Origin of the sequence: Burkholderia sp. F1 (genome assembly GCF_050813845.1) — a bacterium.
Lineage (GTDB): Bacteria > Pseudomonadota > Gammaproteobacteria > Burkholderiales > Burkholderiaceae > Burkholderia > Burkholderia ubonensis.
The window spans coordinates 2481954-2502201 of record NZ_CP172421.1; the positions used below are offsets into that span (position 1 = coordinate 2481954).

General features: G+C 65.9%; 17 protein-coding genes and 1 pseudogene. 6 read left to right on the plus strand and 12 right to left on the minus strand.

The features are described 5' to 3' along the window. Nucleotides 1–29 precede the first annotated feature (29 nt). The 3 genes from ACFIMZ_RS11735 to ACFIMZ_RS11745 all read left to right on the plus strand — a co-directional run bounded on the left by ACFIMZ_RS11735 (nt 30) and on the right by ACFIMZ_RS11745 (nt 2695). On the plus strand, nt 30–1238 hold the full coding sequence (locus ACFIMZ_RS11735) for an MFS transporter (RefSeq protein WP_431819665.1): 1209 nt from the start codon (nt 30–32) through the stop codon (nt 1236–1238). Nucleotides 1239–1254: 16 nt separating this feature from the next. Then, complete coding sequence (locus tag ACFIMZ_RS11740; RefSeq protein ID WP_431819666.1) at nt 1255–2364, plus strand: class II histone deacetylase; 1110 nt, start codon at nt 1255–1257, stop codon at nt 2362–2364. Between the two features lie 115 nt (nt 2365–2479). Continuing rightward, nucleotides 2480–2695, plus strand: a complete 216-nt coding sequence (locus tag ACFIMZ_RS11745; protein WP_431819667.1) for a hypothetical protein — start codon at nt 2480–2482, stop codon at nt 2693–2695. 32 nt (nt 2696–2727) lie between these two features. Here ACFIMZ_RS11745 and ACFIMZ_RS11750 read toward each other — a convergent pair whose 3' ends face one another. The 8 genes from ACFIMZ_RS11750 to ACFIMZ_RS11785 all read right to left on the minus strand — a co-directional run bounded on the left by ACFIMZ_RS11750 (nt 2728) and on the right by ACFIMZ_RS11785 (nt 11816). Beyond that, entirely contained in the window at nt 2728–3771 is a 1044-nt protein-coding gene (locus tag ACFIMZ_RS11750; protein ID WP_431819668.1) for a DUF4438 domain-containing protein, read from the minus strand. A gap of 71 nt (nt 3772–3842) precedes the next feature. After that, nucleotides 3843–4691: a hypothetical protein gene (locus tag ACFIMZ_RS11755; protein WP_431819669.1), complete on the minus strand. Its 849-nt coding sequence runs from the start codon at nt 4689–4691 to the stop codon at nt 3843–3845. 22 nt (nt 4692–4713) lie between these two features. Next, nucleotides 4714–5802 carry a hypothetical protein gene (locus ACFIMZ_RS11760; RefSeq protein ID WP_059979997.1) on the minus strand — a complete coding sequence of 363 codons (1089 nt, stop codon included), beginning with the start codon at nt 5800–5802 and terminating at the stop codon, nt 4714–4716. A 165-nt stretch (nt 5803–5967) separates the two neighbouring features. Next, nucleotides 5968–7956 carry a hypothetical protein gene (locus ACFIMZ_RS11765; RefSeq protein WP_431819670.1) on the minus strand — a complete coding sequence of 663 codons (1989 nt, stop codon included), beginning with the start codon at nt 7954–7956 and terminating at the stop codon, nt 5968–5970. Between the two features lie 59 nt (nt 7957–8015). Continuing rightward, on the minus strand, nt 8016–9290 hold the full coding sequence (locus ACFIMZ_RS11770; RefSeq protein ID WP_431819671.1) for a hypothetical protein: 1275 nt from the start codon (nt 9288–9290) through the stop codon (nt 8016–8018). Nucleotides 9291–9321: 31 nt separating this feature from the next. Continuing rightward, nucleotides 9322–10398 (minus strand): hypothetical protein, encoded by a 1077-nt coding sequence (locus ACFIMZ_RS11775; RefSeq protein ID WP_431819672.1) that lies wholly within the window; start codon nt 10396–10398, stop codon nt 9322–9324. Between the two features lie 25 nt (nt 10399–10423). Next, on the minus strand, nt 10424–11548 hold the full coding sequence (locus tag ACFIMZ_RS11780) for a hypothetical protein (RefSeq protein WP_431819673.1): 1125 nt from the start codon (nt 11546–11548) through the stop codon (nt 10424–10426). Nucleotides 11549–11627: 79 nt separating this feature from the next. Continuing rightward, nucleotides 11628–11816, minus strand: coding sequence for a hypothetical protein (locus tag ACFIMZ_RS11785; protein ID WP_431819674.1), 189 nt, complete (start codon nt 11814–11816; stop codon nt 11628–11630). Between the two features lie 292 nt (nt 11817–12108). On the opposite strand from ACFIMZ_RS11785, the gene ACFIMZ_RS11790 reads away from it, so the two are divergent. After that, nucleotides 12109–12648 (plus strand): response regulator transcription factor, encoded by a 540-nt coding sequence (locus ACFIMZ_RS11790; RefSeq protein WP_431819675.1) that lies wholly within the window; start codon nt 12109–12111, stop codon nt 12646–12648. A gap of 144 nt (nt 12649–12792) precedes the next feature. On the opposite strand, the pseudogene ACFIMZ_RS11795 reads toward ACFIMZ_RS11790, so the two are convergent. Next, nucleotides 12793–13323, minus strand: a pseudogene (locus ACFIMZ_RS11795) (ISL3 family transposase); the annotation flags it as partial. A gap of 285 nt (nt 13324–13608) precedes the next feature. Between ACFIMZ_RS11795 and ACFIMZ_RS11800 the strand changes: the two are divergent. After that, nucleotides 13609–14613, plus strand: a complete 1005-nt coding sequence (locus ACFIMZ_RS11800; protein WP_431819676.1) for an acyltransferase family protein — start codon at nt 13609–13611, stop codon at nt 14611–14613. A 17-nt stretch (nt 14614–14630) separates the two neighbouring features. Next, entirely contained in the window at nt 14631–14834 is a 204-nt protein-coding gene (locus ACFIMZ_RS11805; RefSeq protein WP_431819677.1) for a hypothetical protein, read from the plus strand. 231 nt (nt 14835–15065) lie between these two features. Here the strand turns inward: ACFIMZ_RS11805 and ACFIMZ_RS11810 are convergent, their stop codons facing one another. From ACFIMZ_RS11810 to aspT, 3 genes are all read right to left on the minus strand, one after another. Further along, nucleotides 15066–16445 carry a glutamate decarboxylase gene (locus ACFIMZ_RS11810; RefSeq protein ID WP_431819678.1) on the minus strand — a complete coding sequence of 460 codons (1380 nt, stop codon included), beginning with the start codon at nt 16443–16445 and terminating at the stop codon, nt 15066–15068. Between the two features lie 86 nt (nt 16446–16531). Next, complete coding sequence (locus tag ACFIMZ_RS11815; protein ID WP_431819679.1) at nt 16532–18187, minus strand: bifunctional aspartate transaminase/aspartate 4-decarboxylase; 1656 nt, start codon at nt 18185–18187, stop codon at nt 16532–16534. A gap of 54 nt (nt 18188–18241) precedes the next feature. Continuing rightward, nucleotides 18242–19933 (minus strand): aspartate-alanine antiporter, encoded by a 1692-nt coding sequence (gene aspT, locus ACFIMZ_RS11820; protein WP_431819680.1) that lies wholly within the window; start codon nt 19931–19933, stop codon nt 18242–18244. Nucleotides 19934–20248: the final 315 nt, after the last annotated feature.

Sequence of the window (20248 nt, forward strand, 5' to 3'; positions counted from 1 at the left end):
TCGCCCCACGACCTTCACGAGACCCCGCCATGAAAACCCTTTCCCCGGATGCCGCGCTGCCGAGCGCCGGCCACGCATCGACGTTCGCACGCGCGACGCTCGTCGCGCTCGTCGTGTTCGCCGCGATCACCCCGCTCCTGCTGCTCGTCGCGCCGGCCGTCGCCGGACAGCTCGCGACCCAGCTCGGGCTGTCCGCATCGCAGATCGGCACCTACTTCTTCGTCGAGCTGGGCGCGTTCAGCCTCGCGACCGTGCCATCGCTCCTGTGGCTCGGCCGCGTCGATGCACGCCGCGTCGCCGCGTGCGCGATCGCGCTGTTCGGCGCGGGCAACCTGCTCACCGCGCTGTGGATGCCCGGCTTCGGCGCGCTCCTCGCGCTGCGCGCGGCGACCGCGCTCGGCGGCGGCTCGCTGATGGTGCTCTGCATGACGAGCGCGGCGACGAGCGACAACAGCGACCGCGTGTACGGGCTGTGGGTCGTCGGCCAGCTGATCGCGGGCGCCATCGGGCTGTTCGTGCTGCCGCACGTGTTCGCGGCGTTCGGGCTGCGCGCGCTCTACGCGGCGCTCGCCGTGCTCGCGATCGTCGCGGCGCCGCTGTCGCGCGGCTTTCCGCCGTCGCTCGGCGAACGGGCCTCGTGCGCGCGGTCGTCAAGCGCGCGAACGAATCGCACGCCCGGCCGCCTCATTGCATTCTCGATCGGCGCCGTGCTGACGTTCTACCTCGCGATCGGCAGCGTCTGGACGTTCGCAAGCCGCGCCGCCGCCGATGCGGGGCTCGATCCGCAAGCGACCGGCAACGTGCTCGCGATCGCGAGCGTGATGGGCATCGCCGGCGCGGCGCTCGCATCGTGCGTCGGCGGCCGGCTCGCGCGGCGCGCGATGCTGGCCGCCGGCTACGCGCTGCTCGCCGCGTCGCTCGTCGCGCTGGCCGCGCTGCCGCACGCGACCGGCTACGGCGCCGCGATCTTCGCGTTCAAGTTCGCGTGGACGTTCGTGCTGCCGTTCATCCTCGCGACCGTCGCGCAGATCGACGCGTCGGGCCGCCTCGTCGCGACGCTCAATTTCGTGATCGGCGCCGGTCTCGCCGCCGGCCCGCTGCTCGCCGGGCTGATGCTCGATGCCGGCGGCACGATGCGCGCGCTGTTCGTCTCCGCGACGGTCGTGTCGGTCGCTTCGCTCGCCGCGCTGCTGCACATCGACCGGCGCGCGCGCACTTCCGTTTCCTCACAACCGTGACAGGTCACGCACAACCATGAATCGCACTGCCTTCTACACCGACGAACGCACCTTCTGGCATACGGGCGGCACGCATGCGCTGTTCTTCCCGGTCGGCGGCTGGGTGCAGCCGCCGTCGGCCGCGGGCTACGCGGAATCGCCCGACTCCAAGCGCCGCTTCCTGTCGCTCGTGCAGGCGTCCGGTCTCGCCGCGCAGCTCGACCTGCGCGGCGCGCCGGCCGCGACGACCGACGATCTGCTGCGCATCCATCCGGCCGGCTACCTCGATGCGTTCCGCGCGCTCAGCAACGCGAACGGCGGCGATCTCGGCGATCTTGCGCCGTTCGGCAAGGGCAGCTACGAGATCGCCGCGCTGTCGGCGGGCCTCGCGATCGCCGCGGTCGACGCAGTCGTCGCCGGGCACGCGCCCAGCGCGTTCTCGCTGTCGCGGCCGCCCGGCCATCATTGCCTGCGCGATCGTCCGATGGGCTTCTGCCTGCTCGCGAACATCCCGATCGCGATCGAGGCCGCGCGCGCGAAGCACGGCGTCGGCCGCGTCGCGGTAATCGACTGGGACGTGCATCACGGCAACGGCACCCAGTCGATCTATTACGACGATCCGCACACGCTCACGATGTCACTGCATCAGGACCGCTGCTTTCCGCCCGGTTACAACGGCGCGGACGACCGCGGCGCCGGCGCGGGCATCGGCGCGAATATCAACGTCCCGCTGCTCGCGGGCAGCGGCGACGACGCGTACCGCTACGCGTTCGAGCGCATCGTGCTGCCCGCGCTCGAACGCTTCCGGCCGGAACTGATCGTCGTCGCAAGCGGCCTCGACGCGAGCGCCGTCGATCCGCTCGCGCGCATGCAGCTGCACAGCGACAGCTACCGGTTCATGACGCGCACGGTGCAGGACGCCGCGCGGCGGCTCTGCGCAGGGCGCCTGGCGATCATTCACGAAGGCGGCTACTCGGAGGCGTACGTCCCGTTCTGCGGACTCGCGATCGTCGAGGAACTGGCGGGCATCCGCACTGGCGTCGCCGACCCGATGCTCGAGCTTGCGATCGCGCAGCAGCCCGGCGAACGGTTCCGCGCGTTCCAGCGCGGGCTGCTCGACGAACTTGCGGCATCGTTCGACCTGTGACGCCGGTCACGCGCGCGCTCGGGTCGAGCGCGCGATGCGCCGGCCCTTGCGCGATCCATGCGGATGCGGTTTCCTGTGACTTTGCCCAAACAAGGCCACGCGCCGCATCCTTCCGATGAAACCGTCCACGCGCGGGCCTGCGCGCCGCAGGCCGTCGAACCTGACGCTGAATATCGTCGCCATCCTGGTCGGCCTCGTGACGTTCGCGATCGGCGCGAGCTGGCTGATCTACAGCTGGATCGTCGACCGCGAAGCGCAATATTTCGCCATTCCGCTGGTGTTCTCGGTGCCGGTGATCGTCGCGGTCGCGGTGCGCAGTTTCTGGGATTAGCGACCCGGCAAAGCCACGCAAATGCCCGCGCTTCATTTGACGACGGAATGGCCGGCGGCGTCGAACGCCAGCCGCGCAGGCTGCTCGCGCAGCACGCGGCGGCGCCGGCAATCGATCTCGGCCAGCGTCGGCCGCTGCCGCGGCGGCACGGCACGGCGAATGCCGAAGATCTCGGCGAGATTCGCCCGCGGCTCATGCACCGGCATCAGCACGTCGGCGGGACCGGTCAGCAGCGGCGTCACGCCGGGGCCATGGCCGCTGACCGTGCTGTCGCCGTGCACGATCACGCCGATGGTCACGCGGCCCGCGCGATAAAGCGGGCCGCGTCGCGTGTCGGCGTCGGTGATCGCGACCATGTCGCCGAAACGGAGGCTGCCCAGCCGATAGCGCTCGCGGGTGAGCCGATCGGCAAGCTGGATGTCGTAGTCGCCGCGCCACGCGGTGTTCTTCCCGAGGCCCGAGCCCATCAGGCGCGCCGGCACGAGGTGCGTGACCGGCACGTGCAGGCGTCCGTCGCGCTCCACGATGCCCCAGCGGCGCAGCAGCCGCGGCGCGCAGTTCAGCACCTCGACGCGCGCGCAATCCGGCAGGCGCAGCCCCAGGCCGTGCGCGACGATCTGCACGCGGTCGCCGATCCGCAGTTGCATCAGCACGTCGCTCGGGAAGTCCACCAGCACGTGATTGACGCCGCCGTGCTTGCCGGTGACCAGCCCGACCTTGCCGCTGCAGGGCCCGCTGATCACGCGAGCCAGATTGCCGACGCACGCGGACGTGATCAGCGCGTTGTTGGGGCCGTCGCGCGGGCCGGTCACCTCGCGGCCGTTGTTATGCAGCGCGACGCCAGGCTCCACGTGATCGCCGGCGAGGCCGACGCACAGATCGCCGATCCGCTTGTTCAGCGCGATGCCGCCGGTGCCGGGCAGCACCCGCGCCACGCCGTCGTAGCCGATGCGATACGCCGACGCCTGGCCGACCGGATGCGCGATCTGGCCGGCGACCGCGGTGGCGACCAGCTGGTCAGCATTGACACGTGGCCCGTTGCGGCCATCACGTTGCGTGGACAGGCTGCGGCTCATCACGAATCTCCGATTGTGCGCGCCGGCACGCCGTGCGGCGATCCCGGCCCGAGACGGCACGGCGTTGATGCTTACAGGTAGTACCACCATGCGCGCACGTCGTCCCACGGGTTCGCGGCATCGATCCGGTGCGCCGGCGCCAGCCCCTCTTCCGCGCGCGGCGCGACATGCGCCGCCGCCGCGACCATCGCCGGGACGACGTTCACGTGCAGCGCTACGAGCGGCGGGAGGTCCTGCGCCAGACTCGCCAGCCCCGCCGCCGCCAGCGCGTCGCGCAGCAACGCGCGCTCGGCGGCGAACAGCGACGCGGACCGCTCGACCGGCAACGGATCGAGCAGCCGCGCGGGACGTCCAAGGCGCGCGAGCGCCTGCACCGGCCAGGGCTCCCGCTCCGCGACCGACGCCGTCAGCACCAGCGCGCCGTCCAGCGCCGCCGACAACGCGAGCGCGTCGACGCTGGCCTCGCGGTGATCCCAGCGCGACGGCCAGATGCCGGACACCGGGTCCTCGTCGGGCCGGAACCGTGCGGCCAGCGCTTCGGCCAACGCTTCGTAATGCATCACGATGCCCGGGGCGGCGGCGCCATCCAGCTGCGATTCGGCAAGGTTGTCGCCGATCCAGCGAAACGGCCACGCGCTCGCATCGGTCGCGTCGCGCAGCGCGATCCACGCCTGCAGCACGTCCGCGAGCGGCCACCGCGCGTCGATATCGTCAGGCGGCGCCCCGGCAGCCAGGCCGGGCAGCAACAGATCGCTCGCATCGATCACCTGCCAGAAGCTGCGCGTGAGCCACGGCTCCAGCACCCGCGACAGCCGCAACGCGAACGCCAGGCCGACGCGCGAGCCGAGCACCAGCGCGGGATCGAGCACGCAAGCGAGCTTGCGGCTCCGCACCGAGACCAGCATGTCGTCCGCGCGCATGGCCGCTCACCCGCGCACCGCGTCAGGCGCCGATCGCCTGCGGGACGCCCAGCACGCTCTTCAGCGCCGGGGTCACGCCGGGGAAGCCGCGGCCTTCCGGCGTCATCCGGTAGGCTGCGAGCCAGGCCTCGGCGTGCGCGCCCATCGGACGCACGACGTTCTGGAACAGGATCGGGTCGATCGCGGTCTTGAAGTCGTTGTCCGCGACGAACTGAAGCATCCGCCGGCCGCTCTCGGCCATCTTGGCGCGCTGCGACGGTTCGGCGACCCCGCCGAGATAGCGGTTCGACACGATCTCGACGACGTCCCACTTGGTGTTCGCGTCGAACGCCTTCTTGATGTCCGGCGAATCCAGCAGCTTGAGCACCTGGATCAGGTAATGCCCGGTCTCCATCGCCAGCGCGAAGATGTTGCCGTAGGTCGAGCGGTCCAGCGCGTAGCGCAGGTCCAGGCCGATGCGCTGGATCGTGCCGACGCTGCCGAACGGCCGCTGGTCGATCAGCTGGCCGCCGCGAATCACCTCGCCGATCAGCAGGTCGCGGAAGTACTGGCCGATGGCGACCATGAAGCCGACCATCTGCCGATGGAAATTGCGGTTGACGACCGCGCCGGCCGGCGCCTGCGCGTTGCCGTAGTTGAACGCGCGGCGATACGCGATCATCCGGTCGCTCTTCTTGTAGCGGATCGGCTGCCACTTCTCCAGCAGATACAGACCGCGCGCGCCGGGGCCTCGCTGGATGCGCATCTTGCCGAGCCGGAACAGCCGCAGCAGGGTCTCCACCACTTCGAAGATCTTCATCCGTTCGTGCTGGTAGATGTAGTACAGCTCGGCCGCGGCGTGCAGCTGGCTGGGCACGATGGAATCGTCGAAATCCGGCTGCACGCGCGGATAGGCGATCTTGTCGAAACCCACTTCGCCCTGGGGGCCGAGACCCAGCAGGTCGAAGAAGCCGGCGTCGCCGCCGCCGTTCGGCTTGCCCAGCAGCTCGCCGAAGCGCTGTTCGAACTGGTTGGAGAAGGCTTCCCGCTGATCGGGCGGCAAGCTCGCCAGCTGTTCCTGCAGGAACGTGTCCCACAGGCGCTGGATCGTCTCGTTGGTCTGGAAGTTCATGGCCTACTCCTGTGAGCGAAGTCGATGCGCGGGACGGATGACGGGTGTCGCATGCGGACGCCGCGGCTGCGACGACGGCTCGATGTTCCCAACGTTGCGCTGCGCGGTGGTCGGTCGAGCGGCGGCACCGGCAACGCCGGCGCCGCCAGCGGCGAGTGCCTGCAATCACTCATTCTTGCGCAGCTGCAACACCTCGGAATTGATGCGGGCGATTTCGTCAACGGAGGTCTCGACATCCTGCGGGATGCGCGGACGAGGCGGATTCAGACGGTCGACGCGCTTGCCTTCGTCGACGAGCCACAGACCGCCATGCTGGAAGGCCGCGAGCACGCCGAGACCATTGGTGTCGAGATGGTCTTGCGCGGACGGGTTCGGCTGTTTCGAATGCGGGTTCCCCACGGCTTCCTCCATGCCGCCGAAGACCTGGCCGACCGGCACGCAGCCGGACGCCATCTGCTCGACGATCGGCCGCCAGTTCTCGTCGGTCTGCACTTGCAACGCCAGTTCATGGCGGAGTCGCGCTCGCGCCTCCGGCGGCACCGACAGCGCGGTCCCGGCGCTGATCCACCAGTTGCCGGAACCGGGCTCCCAGTAAGCAGCAAACCGGTTCGTGCCACCGCTATGCGGAATCAGCAACGCCTGCAGGTCGTCCAGTTGCTGGTTGACGCCCAGCGTTTGCCCCGCGCGCTTGGCGTTGGCGTCGAACGAGCCGAGGTAAGGCAGCACCTGATGTACGGTGGCGTTCGACGCGCGTGCGTTGGGGTTCGGTTTTTTTACGCGCGCCCAGCTCTCCGGGTGCCTCGCTGCGTAAATCAGCAGGCCGCACGCCGCCGCACGCAATTCAGGATCCCCGAAATCCCTGTCCCCGATCGCGTAAAGATCGATCGCGCGATCGATGTCGAACAGGATCTTGTCGAGGACGATCTGCGCCTTGACCACGTCGTCGCTGCACATGCAGCGCGTCAGGCAGTCGATCGTGGACGCGAACTGGCCGCGCCGGTTGACCAGCTCGATCAGGCGGTTTTCCGCCGCGCTCAACTGGGTCGAGCCGTAGAGACCGTACAGCAGCACCGTCGGCCGCGAAATGCGCAGCAGCCGGAACCCGCCGGAATTGTTAAAGCCGTCGATGAACAGTTGCAGCGCCTCCTGGAACCCGGCGAGAGCCGGCGACTGCGGACTCACCGCATGCAGCGTGATCTGCACGAAGCGCTGGAAGCGGTTGAGCGGCGCCCAGGCGGTCGCGCCGACGCGGCGCATGCCGCTCGTCGAGCCGCCGCCGGCCGCCTGCACGAGGTCGTCCATCGCCCGCGCCAGTTCGGCTTCCGACAGCAGCGACCGAAGCTCGAGCTGACCGCGATTCTCGAGCACGCTGTACAGCTGCCGATACGCATCGAGGCCGCGCGGCCAGGTGCTCTGGTTAAGCGACTGCTGCGCGCCGCCGGACAGATTGCGCAACGCCACCAGCACCGCGTCGCGACGCGCCTGCAACTCGGTAAACGGCACCTGCAGCAGATAGCGTCCGCCCGCGAAGCCGTTGTTGGCCAGCGCTTCGCCCATCAGCACCAGCAGCACCGCGCAGACTTCGTCCAGGCTCTGCGCGAGATTGCGGTAGTCCTCGTTGAGCTCCGGCGTCAGCGCGCCGATCAGCCGTGCGAGGCGCGCGTACTCGCCGAGCTGGCGGCGCATCGCGAACGCACGGTCGCGGCTGTACGCGTCGAGCCCCTGCAGCGCCGAGTTGACGCCGTCGTCGACCAGATCGTTGATCGCCTGCTGCCAGCCTTCCAGCTCCGGGCGCACGTCCTTCGCGAGATTGCTGCTCAAGAGCTCGGCGAGATCCTGGTTGAGGTCGCTTCTGGCCTGGTCGAGATCGAGACCGGTCGCGGTGGGCGCGGCCGGCGCGCCGACCGGCAGCGACGGTGTATTCAGGAACGGCAGTCCGTCGGCCTCGCCGCTGATCGCCTGCGCGCGCGGGTCGCGCTGGTAACGGTCCAGCAGCGCCCGGGCAACCTGCGCCGGGTCGGCGGGATCGCCCACTTTCAATTCGCGCCGGATGAGATTGTCGAAAGCGATGCGCTGCGCGCCCGCCGTCGCCGGCGCGCTCGTCCCGTCGGACTGCGGCCAGCCGGTGTAGGAAAGATTGGCGGGGATGGACATGGCGGTACCTCGCTGGAAAAGGCTGGGCTAGTGTGGGTTCTTCGTCGGCTTCCCGGCATTCAGGCGGCCAGCCGCAGCCGCGGCGGCGCGGCGTGCTGCGGCGGCAGATGGGCGGTGAGCATCGCGATCACGCATTGCGCCAGCCGCTGCGGCGCGATCCCGCCGCCCTCCAGCGCGTAATGCGCGGCGCTGACGAGATGCCGCGGCGCCAGCTCCGGGTCGCGCCCGGCGGCGAGCCGGCGGGCGCCGTCGCGGATTGACGCCTCGTCGTCGGGACGGAACGGAATGATGTCGACGAGCGCGCGTTGCGCCAGGTTGCGGCGCGTCTGGAACGCGATCTCGTCCACCACCTCGGGAATCAGCCGCGGCGCGCTCGTCATCAGCGGCGCCGGAATGCGATGGCCGGCGTTCGTGCGATACAGGCCCTGCCATACGCGCAGCAGCTTCGTCGCGTCGGCGCCGAAGCCGAGGCGGCGCAGCATTTCCGCGAGCAGGTAGACGCGCAGGTAGGCCGTCGGGTGCGCGCCGCCCGGCCGGTAGGTCATGGTCCGCGGTTGAGGATGCGCGAGGAAGTCGGCCATGCCCCACGCCGCGGCCGGCCCGCCGAGCAGGATCGCCGCCAGGTCCGCGAAGATCTCCTTGTGCCAGCGGCCATAGATGCCGGCCAGGAGCGGACTGCGCGCGCTGCCCATGATGCGCTTCAGCACGGCCTGGCGGTTTTCCTGCCAGATGCCGAGATCGGCCTGCAGGTTATGCGCGACCTCGTGAAGGAACACCGATTGCCACGGCTGGTCCCGGTCCCACGGAATGCGAATGAGCGGGAACGGATTTTGCTCGCCGAGCAGTCGCGACAGCTGCACGCCGCGCCGCATCGTCGCGGGCGAGTAGCCGTGCTCCATGTAGCAGACCGGCTTCAGCAGCGGGCCGTCGAAGATGCGCGGCGCCGCCTGGCGGATCGCCTGGTAGCAATCCTCGGCGATCGCGTCGTGGGCCGCCAGCGCGGGACCGTAGCTGGTCCCGCGCTGCGCGAAGACCTCGTAGAACATGCCGAACAGGCGCCGGGCCCGGTCGAGCTCGCGCTCGACCAGCGCGATGTCGATCAGCACCCGCTGAGGCGCGCGCCGGTCCCAGTCCCGCAAGCCGGCGAAGCGTGCGCGGATGCGCCGCTCGACCCGCGCAAGGCGTGCGTTCGCCGCTTCGAAATGACGGGCCGACGGCGCATAGCGCATGTCCTGCGGGCGCAGACCGACGAACGCGTTGTCGATCCGCGCCAGTCGCGACAGGCGGGCGGACAGCCCGCTGATTTTCGCTTGCAGAAAGCGGTGCAGGTTCATGGCCGGCTCCGTGAGCCCCGGTGACGGAAAGTTAGCGTACGCCGCTGATGGTGATGGTCACCGGGCCGCGCAGACGCACGTGCCGTACGCCGCAGTGCGGGCACGCGCCGCCAGCCGCGCCCGGCGCGCGCCGCCCTGCGGTGGCGGCCACGCGGCGCGCGACCGGCGCAACGGCTCGCGCGATCGTCCTGGCGCCTTGGCCGCGCGGCGTCGCGCGGCGCGCGGCCGGCACCAGCGGGCGCGCCAGCCGGCGTATCGCCTGCGGCCGGCGTGCGACCTGCTGCGCGACCCGCCGCACCATCTGCGCGGCCGCGCGCGGCGCGATGCGCTGACGCTGCGCAATGCGCCGCGTCGCGCGCACGGCGCGCGCGACCGCGCGGGCGGCCGGCGGCCCTTGCCGTCGCGTTGCCGTGCGAACCGCCCGGGCGACGCTGCGAACCGCCGCGCGCCTGACCTGCGGCGTGGCGCGCGCGATGGCCGGCAGCGCACGGCGCACCACCATGCCGGCCAGCACGGGCGCCGCCGCGTCGATCCCGTCCTCGTCGAGGCCGTCGATCATCTCGTCGAACACCTCGAATTCGTCGGCGCCATCGGCCAGCAGGCGGCCGGCGACGTTGGCGATGCGGCCGATGAGCTGCGCCTGCGGAATCGGAATCATGCTGGCAATCGGTCCGACCACGCGCGCCGCACTGCCGATGCCGCGCCCGACGCTGCGCGCGACGCGCGCCAGCCGGCGAAAGAATTCGTCGCCGTCGGCCGCATCGAGCGCGTCGGCGACGAGGTCGTCCATCGCGTCGAGCTCGTCGGCGCCCTCCCATTCGCCGGCCGCGTCGAAGTCGTCGCCTTCGTCCGCTTCGTCCGCGAACTCGAATCCGTCGCCTTCGTCGTATTCGTCGAACCCGGCGCCGCCGCCCGCGAGACCGGCGACGACATTGCCGATGCCGCCCAATACCCGGCTGAGGAATTCGTCATCGCCCTCGTCGCCATAGTCGCCCTCGTCGAAACCGTCTTCGTCGAACTCGTCGTAGGCATGCGTCGACGCGCGGGCCGGACCTTCCGCGGCTTCGTACATGAGGTCGTCCATTACATCCGTTTCGAATCGGTCCATGGTGTGCTCCTTTCAGCGCCAAGCGTCAGTGAGAGGTGATCGTCAGCGTGACCGGGCCGTCGATATGGAACGTGCGACTCCGGCCGATGCGGGCGCTCCGCATGCCGCGTCCCGTGTCCGCGGGACCCGCGAGCGGGCGCGGGGCGCCCGGCTGGACCGCGCTGCGGATCAGGCGCGGATTCTGTGCGAGCTGTCGGGCGGCGCGCGGCAGCTCGCGGCGGACGAGCCGCACGGCTTGCTGCGGCGTCGGCAGCTGGCGTTGCGCTACCTCGGCGGCGGAGCGCGCGAGGTGCGGCAACGCGCGCACCGCATGCGGCGCGCGGGATCTCGCCAGTTCGCGCGCCGCCGCCGCGACGCCGCGCACCAGCGCACGGCGCGCGGCGACCGACAGCTGCGCGGCGTCGCGAAAGCCCAGCACGTGCACCGCTGCGCGAGCGGCCAGACCGATCAGCACGGGCAACGCCTCGTCGACGCCGTCCTCGACATAGAGATCCGCCAGCGCGTCGAACGCTTCGTCCGTGCCGGCGCTCTGGCTCAGCAACTGGCTGATCTGCCCGAACAGGCCCTGAACGCCGCCCGCCGCCTGGCCGAGCGAACCGGCCGCACGTCGGGTCTGATGCGCAGCACCGCCGACACGGCGCGCGACGTGCCCGGCGCTGCCGAGCACGTCGGCCGCGGCTGGCGCCCCTGCGACACGCGCCAGCCTCGCCAGGGCAACGGCGGCCGGCGACACGGCGTCCGCGATGCTGCCGATCCGGCCCGCGACGTCGTCCGTGCGCCGGGCGAGCGCGCCGAGCTGTCCCGCGACGCCTGCCGCCCTGCCCAGCCCGCGGCCGACCACGCCGGCGGCACGCCCGATGCCGCCCAGCAATCGTCCGATGAATTCATCGTCGTCCGCCGCGTCGAGTCCGTCGGCCAGCTCTTCTTCGAATGCGTTCCAAAGCGCCATCTCGTCGACGCCATCCATCTCGTCGGCCAGGTCCGCGTCCGCATCGCTTTCTTGCGCATCGACGGCGAAGTCACCGCTTTCGTCGAACGATTCGTCGCCGAATGACTCGTCGGCGCGCTGCTCGTCGAAACGCTCGAATGCATCCGTCTCGTCGCTCGCGTCGGCTTCGTCCGCCACGTCGCCATCGAAGGGCTCATCCATTGCATTTCTCCGCGATCGATTCGGGACATCGGGCGTGCAGTGCAGCCGGTGCACGGTCGACCGACACGTTGACCCCACTCTAGTGGAGCGCCTGCGTTCGCAAATCGCCCGTTGCAGTCGATTCGATCGCATTCGCCTCGTCGCGCTGACTCTCGCGGACAAGCGTATTAAGGCGACGCCGAAGAGGCGCATGCGAACGCTCGCCATGCATCGGCTTGACCCATTTGGGGTAGCGCGTTTGTGGCGCGATGCCGGCCTTGAATTTCATCTGACCTTGTGCCACAACGAAGAGGTCGCAGCCGCGGCGGACAGGTGCATCGCGACAGCGAAAACCGTCGCGCGTTCGAGGCTCCATCGACGGAAGGTCGAACGGTTGCCGCGCGACCGACCACGGATCGTCTCCGTTTGCCCGTTGCTCAGGACCGCGAATTCCGGAGACTGCGCCGTGCCTCTCGCGAGGACGCGCCGATACGGCGGATCGGGTGACGGAGGCAGCACTTCACGGGTTGCGCAGAGTCATGCAGCGGCGGGCCCGGCAAACAACGTGGGGGAGCCATTCCGTGCCGGTATCTCAACCCGATGACGAGCGGTTGCCCGACGCGAGCAGGCTCTGGATCGATCGGCCGGCAGCCGGGGCGCAACGTCCGTTCGTCGGCCGGGAGATCGGCGAAGTCGAACTCGCGGGACGCAAGTGCCGCGTCCTGCTCGCCGACGGCGCCGGACCAGTCGATTGCGATATCGACGAGACGAACGGCACGCGATCGGCCAGTGCGGAAGGTGAAATCGTCCGCTTCGAATTCGAGGGGCACCGCTACGTGCTGGTGGCCGAAGCACGTCGCCGCCGGGATGCCGCGCCGCCCGGCGACAACCCATCCGGCGTCGATATCGGCAGGCTGTTGAGCAGCCGTGAAATGCAGGTGGTCCACCTGGTCTGCATGGGATTCCTGACCAAACAGATTGCCGATCGCCTGCATATCAGCGAGTTCACCGTGCGCTCGTACCTGAAGACGATCTACGCGAAGCTGGGGGTGCGTTCACGCGCCGCGCTGGTGTTTCGCTTCATGAAAACGTTCAATGCGGACACGCCGTTCAGGGATTGAAAACGAAAAAACCGCGAAGCATCGGCTGTCGCGGGTTTTTTCGCATGGTCCGGCGTGGGCCGGAACGGCATGTGGTGCTGCAGAGGCCGGACTCGAACGCACCGCTACATCACGGATTTCGGCGAGTCGTGGGTAATTTTTGGTTCATCGCGGAATCCCGGGGAACGCGGCGCGGATCTCGAGGCAGAAGTATTCGTCGTCGCGGTACCCGTAAGCCCTGCGCTTGATGACCTTGATGGTGTTGTTGATGCCTTCGACGACGCTGGGATTGAGCGGATGGCGGCAACGGGCCAGGATTCCATGCCGGTAACCCTGCAGACGCCGAGCGAACAGTTGCAGGGCCGCAATTCCGCTTTGCCGAGCCTGCTCGCACCATTGCTCCCGGGCTTTTTGCGCCCAGGCTGGCCGCTGGTAGAACCAGAGCCGTTTGAGTTCGTCACGTAGCAGGTAGGCGCATAACAACGGCCGATTGGCTACCAGCTGTTCCTTCAGGTGCACGGACTATTCAGGCCGCAGGTTTTAGCGGCTGCGCAGCAGCAGCCAGCGGCCGGGCTTCAGGACCCTCCGGGCTGGCCGGTCGTGGCGCAACTGATTGGCCTGATCCACTCGCATTCGATCGATGACTTCGCGTCCATATTTGGCGACGACGTGGAACAGGTCGTAGAGCTGTTCGGAGAACGCCCCGGCCGATAGCCTGTCCGGCAGCCCAGTGCCTGAAGTACCTTGCGATCGAGCAATTCCTCCCCCCGACATCCTTGAGGTCAGGCGTCCGGTTACGCAATCGCTCTCCAGGACTCCACGGTTTCCTGCGATGCACCCAATTTTGGGGAGCGTAATCCCACGAAGATCAAAACTGGCCGGTGCCCCTTGGTGTAGAATCCGCGCGGGCAATTCCACACAGTTGGTGCATAGTGCAGCTCGTACATAGCGCATAAGAGCGAAAGGGAGACGTAATACGTAATGAACAAGAACTCCGGCATCCAGGCCATGCGGGCGCTGGCGTGCTCGCTAGTCATCCTTCAGCACGCCACCTATTTTGCCTGTGACGCGAAAGGCATACCTTTCGGCCGCTACCTGCCGGTTGACCTCGGCCAGATAGGCGTCGGGATTTTCTTCGTGATATCCGGCTACGTGATGGGCTTGTGCATGACCCAGGGCAGGCGCTTCCTGTGGAACCGAGCCGCCCGGATCTACCCGCCGTTCTGGATCGCGATCCTGATCAGTGCGGCGATCTTCCTACGCCCGGGTGATGGCTGGCACTTTGACTTGAAGTCGGCATTCCTGGTGCCCAGCTCCGCTATCAATACGACCTACCGCATTCCGTTCTGGACGCTCTGCTACGAGATGGCGTTCTATTGCGCGGTGTACCTGATGATCCTCGCCGGCATCACGCGGAAACAGGTTCAGATGATATGCCTGGTGTGGATATCAGCGATCGCGCTGTTCAATATTTATCACGCAGACGCAACCATGCAATGGCTTTTCCTCGGCCAGCCGGGGAAGTGGATTCTGCTGTCGCCATACTCGGTCTTCTTCGTGATCGGTCTGCTCTTCTGGGCGAGCGACGTGGCTTTGCCTGAAAGCCCTGCTCTTCTGCTGGCGGCATCGATAGCGCTATGGCTGATTGCCTACAGTGTGAAGTTTTCGATCGGCGCGACCGGCTTCATGCTGATGGCGGTGTCGTTTTGCTGCCTGCTTGCCGCCGTGTTGCGAGCGCAATTCGGCTCGGCCATAACTTGGATTGGCGATGCATCGTATGGTGCCTATCTCATTCACATCGCCGTCATCGTGGCTGTTGAAACCAGACTGAAGGCTTACGCAGACCATCTCAGCCTTTTCGAGATCTGGCTCATCTTGCTCGCCGCCGGATCTACGGCAGGGTTCCTGTACGGGTGGGTCGAGAGCAAGGCCCACAAGAAATTTTTGGCGGGCCTGTTTTGGCGCTCCAGGGGGCTGGCGCGCTAGGGCAAAGGGAGCGGGCGATGGAGTTCCATGAGTCGGCTGCCGGGCAGGAATTCGATATCACCGCCGACGACGTGCACAGTCCGTACCTGTCGCCGGCGACCTTCGCAGCTAGCGAAGAATGGATCGAATCGAGACCGGCCGGCCGCTCGCTGGGCGACGAGGGCTTCGCCAGTCGCGTGAACGCGCGGCTTGAGCACCGCAGCCCAGCGTGGCCGCGTTGATCGACGTGTTGCAACCCCACCCCGTGCCGGACGTGTAATTCAGTGACCTGCCCCCGGTTTGAGTCCGGACTGCAGCTAGAGTCCGAGGTCAGCCAGACGACTCAATGAGCGTCCGCGAAAGACACTAGACTTCGATACACCGGCTGAGCGATTTCATCAATTCGTTGCAGCGACCAATTGAATCAACAGTCTTGACTGGCCAGTGCTGATACACCGGCCAGCGTTTCCACATCAGCACTTTGCGGGTGATGACCTCAACTCCGCGTGCACGTGAAGCTTGGGTGGCGTTGCGTTGCCACCGTGTTCTTCAAGAAACTTGCATGCCTCGATAATGTCGTGTCCAAGCAATTGCGCGACGTTGTGGTTGATGTGTGGCCGCACAACGACTCGCAGGCTCTTCACCTCTTCGGCATTTGGAGGCATCGAGTAGGCCGACAGTACCCAGCCTTTTTCGCGCACCTTGTTGGATACATCGAACTCGTTGAAATTCTTGATCTTCTTGTCGAGCGTGACGGCAACGACGGGAATGCGCTGTGTCTCGTTCATGATCGTAAAGTAGCCGCTCTTCACGAGCGTCTCGCGCAATGCGATTGCATTGTCCAGCGTGTGCTGCATGATCCGCTTGTAGCCGTCGAACCCGAGGCGGAGCATCTGGTAATACTGAACAGCGATCTGAAAACCATTCCGACTGAAATTAAGTGTCGCAGTCGGCATCTCGCCGCCCAAATAGTTCACGTAGAAAACCAGATCTTCATTGAAGACCTTGCGCTCGCGGAAGACAACCCAACCAAGACCAGGTGGCGTCAGTCCATACTTATGACCGGAGGCGTTGATCGACTGCACTCGGGGCAGCCGAAAATCCCACTTGTAGTCCGGATACAGGAACGGATTGACAAAGCCACCCGACGCGCCGTCGATATGCATCGGGATCGATATGCCAGTTTTCTTTTCGTACGCGTCGAGCCAGTCGTGAATACCCTGGATGTCATCGTCTTCGCCCGTGAAAGTCTGGCCGGCAATGGCCACCACGGCGATCGTATTCTCGTCGACGTACTGCTCGAGGTGTTCGGCGGTGAGACGGTAGTTGCCAGGCTTGAGCGGCACGATTCTAGGCTCGACATCGAAATAGCGCAGGAATTTCTTCCACACGATTTGGACATTCCCGCCCGTGACCATGTTGGGTTTGGTCGCGTCCTTGCCTTCCCTCTCGCGCTTCTGGCGCCAGTTCCATTTGTGAGCGAGACCCGCCAGCATGCAGGCTTCAGACGACCCTACCGTGGCAGTGCCGTACGGTTCGACGCCGTTTGGGCCATTCCAGAGCTGGTGTAACCACCTCACCATCCGCGTCTCCATTCCGAAGAGCTGCGGGTACATGTCGTGGTCGATGTAATTCTTGTACATGTTGCGCTTCGCAGTCTCAACCGCCTCCGGCTCTGCGTAGGTGGTGACGAATGACGACATGTTCAGCATCGGATTGGTATCGGTCCATTCGGCGCTGAGTACAAGCGCCTCCGCGGCGCGGGCCGAGATGCCATTTTTTGGGAACTCGTCTTCGGGTATCGCGAAATTGAATTCGTCGTAGGGAGTAATTTTTTCAATAGGCGTGGCCATGGATAACTCCTGTTATAAAAGCACGTCTTTTGCGCCGGTGTCCGGACACGCTTTGCCAGATCCGCCGGCCAACCTAGACTGGCGGTCTACAAGACCTTGTTTTTGTCGAGGTTCTTGCCGGTTGCCGAGTTATAGCGATCGACATAGTCGGCAAGCAGTGCGCGTATCGCACGTCCGATCTTCCGATAGTCGGACTCGTTCAGATTCGCCAGCGATACGCGACCTGACGGATGTGGCGTGCCGAACCCGCGCCCCGGGAGCAGCACGACCCGCGCTTCACGCGCGAGGCGGAATAACAGCTCCGACGGCTCGGTGTTCCCGATAATCCAGTCGACGAACTCGCGCCCGTAAGCACGCTCGCCGAGGAACTCGAGATCGAGAAGCGTGTAGTAATCAACCTCGTTCGGATCGCCGACCTCGAACGAGATGCCGATCTCCTCATACAGCGCCTGCTTGCGGCTGCGGATTAGGCGCTTCAGCGCAGTCTTGTACGCATCGTGTGAATCCATCAGCGAGAACAGCGAAAACAGCACCATCTGCACCTGCTGCGGCGTCGATAGACCGGCCGTGTGATTCAGTGCGACCGTGCGGCTGTCCGCAACCAGACGGTCGATGAACTTCAGCTTGTCCGGCTCCGTCGTGATCGACTCGTAGCGCGCATGGAGTTCCTTCTTCACGTCCGTCGGCAACTCGGCGATCAAGCGGTCGAGCACGTTGTCGCGATGTGTCGAGATGGTTCCGAGGCGCCAGCCGGTTGCGCCGAAGTACTTCGAATACGAGTACACGAGGATCGTGTTCCTCGGCGCGAGCGCGAACAGCGACACGAAATCGTCGGCGAAGGTGCCGTAAACATCGTCGGTCAGCAGGATCAGGTCGGGGCGTTCCTTGACGATGTCCGCGATGTACTCGAGGCTTGCATCGCTGATCTTCACCGACGGCGGATTGCTTGGATTGACGAGGAAGAACGCCTTCACCTTCGGGTCACGCAGCTTGTCGAGCTCCTTCTTCGGATACTGCCAGCCGTTCTCGACATCGGCGTTCAGGTTCACGACGTTCAGCTGGTAGTCGTTCAGGCGCGGGATTTCGATGTAGGGCGTGAAGATCGGCACGCCGAGCGCGATCGTATCGCCCGCCTTGATCAGATGATTCTCACGCATCGTGTTGAAAATGTACGTCATCGCCGCAGTGCCGCCTTCCACCGCGAATGTATCGAACTCGCCGATGAACGGACGCTTGCCAACCATCTCGCGACGCAAATATTGCCCGACGATGATCTCCGAGAACTTCAACATCCGGTCTGGCACCGGATAGTTCGACGCGAGAATGCCCTCGCACATTTCGTAGAGGAAGTCGCTCGCAGACAGACCGAGCTGGTCGCGCACATATGACACTGCGCCCGCGAGGAACTCGATGCCTGGCACGCCTCTGTTTTCGCGCACGAATAGTTCGAAGCGCTCAATCAGCCCTTCGTGCTTCGGAAAGCCGCCGACGCCTTCGGGCATGTAGGCGAACGAGCGCTCCGCTTCGCGCATCGCAAAGAGGCCGAGCTGCCAGAAGCCATGCCGCGGAATCGTCGCGAGGAAGTTCGGGTTGCCGCGGCCCGCATTGAGCATCGAGATGTTTGCGGCCCGCTCGATGACACCGCCGCCCGCCGCCTTGATCAGATCGTCCTTCAGTTCGAACGGGCTGAGTGCTGCCAGTTTGGCTGCTTCTCCCAACACCTTCTTTTCCAACTTGTCCATCCGATACCTCCGCAATGAAAACTCCGGTCTGCGGCAACAAGTCCGCAGTCCCCGCTAGGACAGGATCATGACGACGACCATGCCCCATATAGTCAGCAGCGTATTGCCCACCGCGTAGGTCACCGTGTATCCAAGGCCGGGCACCTGACTCTTCGCGGCGTCGCAGATCATTCCCAGTGCGGCCGTCGTAGTTCTTGCGCCAGCACAGACACCGAGCAGAATGGCTGGGTGAAAGCGGAACACGTACTTGGCGATGAGCATTCCGAGGATGAGCGGAACCGTCGTGGAAAAGATGCCCCACAAGAACAGACTGATGCCCAGTTGCTGCAGGCCGGAGACGAACTTGGGACCAGCGGTGATGCCGACCACGGCGATGAACACGTTCAACCCGACAGAGTTCATAAACCACACGGTAGGTTCCGGAATGCGACCGAACGTGGGGTGAATGGCGCGCAGCCAGCCGAACACGATGCCGGATATCAGCGATCCGCCGGCGGTCGAAAGCGTGATCGGAATTGCACCGACATTAATGACGACCGCGCCAATAAGGGCGCCAACTGTGATTGCGATGCTCACCAGGGCCACATCGGCCACATTGGTTGGCCGGTCGAGCACGCCGAGCGCTTTCGCGGCGGCGGTCGTGTCCTGTGTACGGCCGACAATCGTCACCGTGTCGCCCCGGTGCAACTGGGTGTTCGGTAGAACCGGGATCGGTGTCTCCGTCGGCCCGCGCTTGATCTTCCTGAGGTAGACGCCGCGCGCGGCGGGCAGCTTGGCGAGCTCTTGCAGCGTCTTTCCGTCCACCGCCTTGCTGGACACGTAGATATCGACGCCCTCGGCGGGCACGGAAAGCAGCTCAGCGTCATCGACTTCCGCGCCGCTCGGTCCTAGAACTGACACGAGCTGGTCACGGCGACCCGCCACCGCCACGACGTCATCGACCTGCAGGACGAAATCCAGCGTTGCCTCGTGGATGTTGCTCCCGCGTCTCACGCGCTCGATGAATAGCCGCGTGCCGTCCGGTTCGGTTGCTTCCACCTGACTCACGGTCCTGCCGGCGACGGGACTATCGTGGGAGATCCGGTAGGCACGCAACTCATACTGATGCCACGCCTGACCTGCGCCGCTCAGTTCCTTGGTGCCAGCGAGTCTGGCCTCGTACTCCTTGCACGCAGCAACAAGATCGATACGCAGCAGAATTGGTCCAAGCGTGGCGAGGATCAGAGCCGAACCGACCGTGCCGAAGATGTACGATACCGCGTAGGCAGTGGGCATTGCATCCAGCAAGGCCTTCGTCTGGTCTGCGTGCAACCCGAGCCGATTGATTGCGTCTGTGGCAAGACCCATCGACGCCGAAATGGTCTGTGATCCGGCGAAAAGTCCGGCGGCCGATCCTGCGCTGAAGCCCGCCAGCTTCGCGGCAAATATCGGTGCCGCCAGGCACAACACACATTGAACGACGGCGAACAGTGCCTGCGGCACGCCGTCCTTCGCGATGCCGCGCACGAACTGTGGGCCGACCCCGTAGCCGACGGCGAACAGGAACAGCAGGAAGAACACCGACTTGACGTTGGGCGAAATCGTAATGCCCGCCTGCCCAATCGCAATGGCCGCCAGCAGGGTCGCGGTCACCGCGCCGAGGCTGAAACCCTTGAAGCTCTTGCCTCCGACCCAGTAGCCTATTCCGAGGGAAAGAAATAGCGCGATTTCGGGATAGTGCCTTAGCGTTTCCGCCAGCCAGGACATGAACACTCCTTATTTCTAAAAACTACGGAGACGCAAACACGTATAGCCGTCTCGATATATAAATTTACGCTTACGACTTAAATTTCTCGCAATGAATAAATAACTAGTGCTGGCTCCAGGACGCGTGGATTAGCAGAGGATATTTGGAAAGCCACCGAGAGAACACGTCGTTTAGTCTAGCAAAGCGACTCAGTATTTACCCGTATCGTTCGCCGCGCCCGCGGGGGGGATTTACGGTTTTCTTCGGGGGGGCGCCCCTTTGTCTTTCGTCAAGCGTTGGGGGTAACTTGGGTTGGTAAATGGCGCCGTCGCACA

Bases quoted from the DNA above. Each gene is read 5' to 3' on its own strand.
- ACFIMZ_RS11735 (WP_431819665.1), top strand. From the start codon at position 30: ATGAAAACCCTTTCCCCGGATGCCGCGCTGCCGAGCGCCGGCCACGCA.
- ACFIMZ_RS11740 (WP_431819666.1), top strand. From the start codon at position 1,255: ATGAATCGCACTGCCTTCTACACCGACGAACGCACCTTCTGGCATACG.
- ACFIMZ_RS11745 (WP_431819667.1), top strand. From the start codon at position 2,480: ATGAAACCGTCCACGCGCGGGCCTGCGCGCCGCAGGCCGTCGAACCTG.
- ACFIMZ_RS11750 (WP_431819668.1), bottom strand. From the start codon at position 3,771: ATGAGCCGCAGCCTGTCCACGCAACGTGATGGCCGCAACGGGCCACGT.
- ACFIMZ_RS11755 (WP_431819669.1), bottom strand. From the start codon at position 4,691: ATGCGCGCGGACGACATGCTGGTCTCGGTGCGGAGCCGCAAGCTCGCT.
- ACFIMZ_RS11760 (WP_059979997.1), bottom strand. From the start codon at position 5,802: ATGAACTTCCAGACCAACGAGACGATCCAGCGCCTGTGGGACACGTTC.
- ACFIMZ_RS11765 (WP_431819670.1), bottom strand. From the start codon at position 7,956: ATGTCCATCCCCGCCAATCTTTCCTACACCGGCTGGCCGCAGTCCGAC.
- ACFIMZ_RS11770 (WP_431819671.1), bottom strand. From the start codon at position 9,290: ATGAACCTGCACCGCTTTCTGCAAGCGAAAATCAGCGGGCTGTCCGCC.
- ACFIMZ_RS11775 (WP_431819672.1), bottom strand. From the start codon at position 10,398: ATGGACCGATTCGAAACGGATGTAATGGACGACCTCATGTACGAAGCC.
- ACFIMZ_RS11780 (WP_431819673.1), bottom strand. From the start codon at position 11,548: ATGGATGAGCCCTTCGATGGCGACGTGGCGGACGAAGCCGACGCGAGC.
- ACFIMZ_RS11785 (WP_431819674.1), bottom strand. From the start codon at position 11,816: ATGAAATTCAAGGCCGGCATCGCGCCACAAACGCGCTACCCCAAATGG.
- ACFIMZ_RS11800 (WP_431819676.1), top strand. From the start codon at position 13,609: ATGAACAAGAACTCCGGCATCCAGGCCATGCGGGCGCTGGCGTGCTCG.
- ACFIMZ_RS11805 (WP_431819677.1), top strand. From the start codon at position 14,631: ATGGAGTTCCATGAGTCGGCTGCCGGGCAGGAATTCGATATCACCGCC.
- ACFIMZ_RS11810 (WP_431819678.1), bottom strand. From the start codon at position 16,445: ATGGCCACGCCTATTGAAAAAATTACTCCCTACGACGAATTCAATTTC.
- ACFIMZ_RS11815 (WP_431819679.1), bottom strand. From the start codon at position 18,187: ATGGACAAGTTGGAAAAGAAGGTGTTGGGAGAAGCAGCCAAACTGGCA.
- aspT (WP_431819680.1), bottom strand. From the start codon at position 19,933: ATGTCCTGGCTGGCGGAAACGCTAAGGCACTATCCCGAAATCGCGCTA.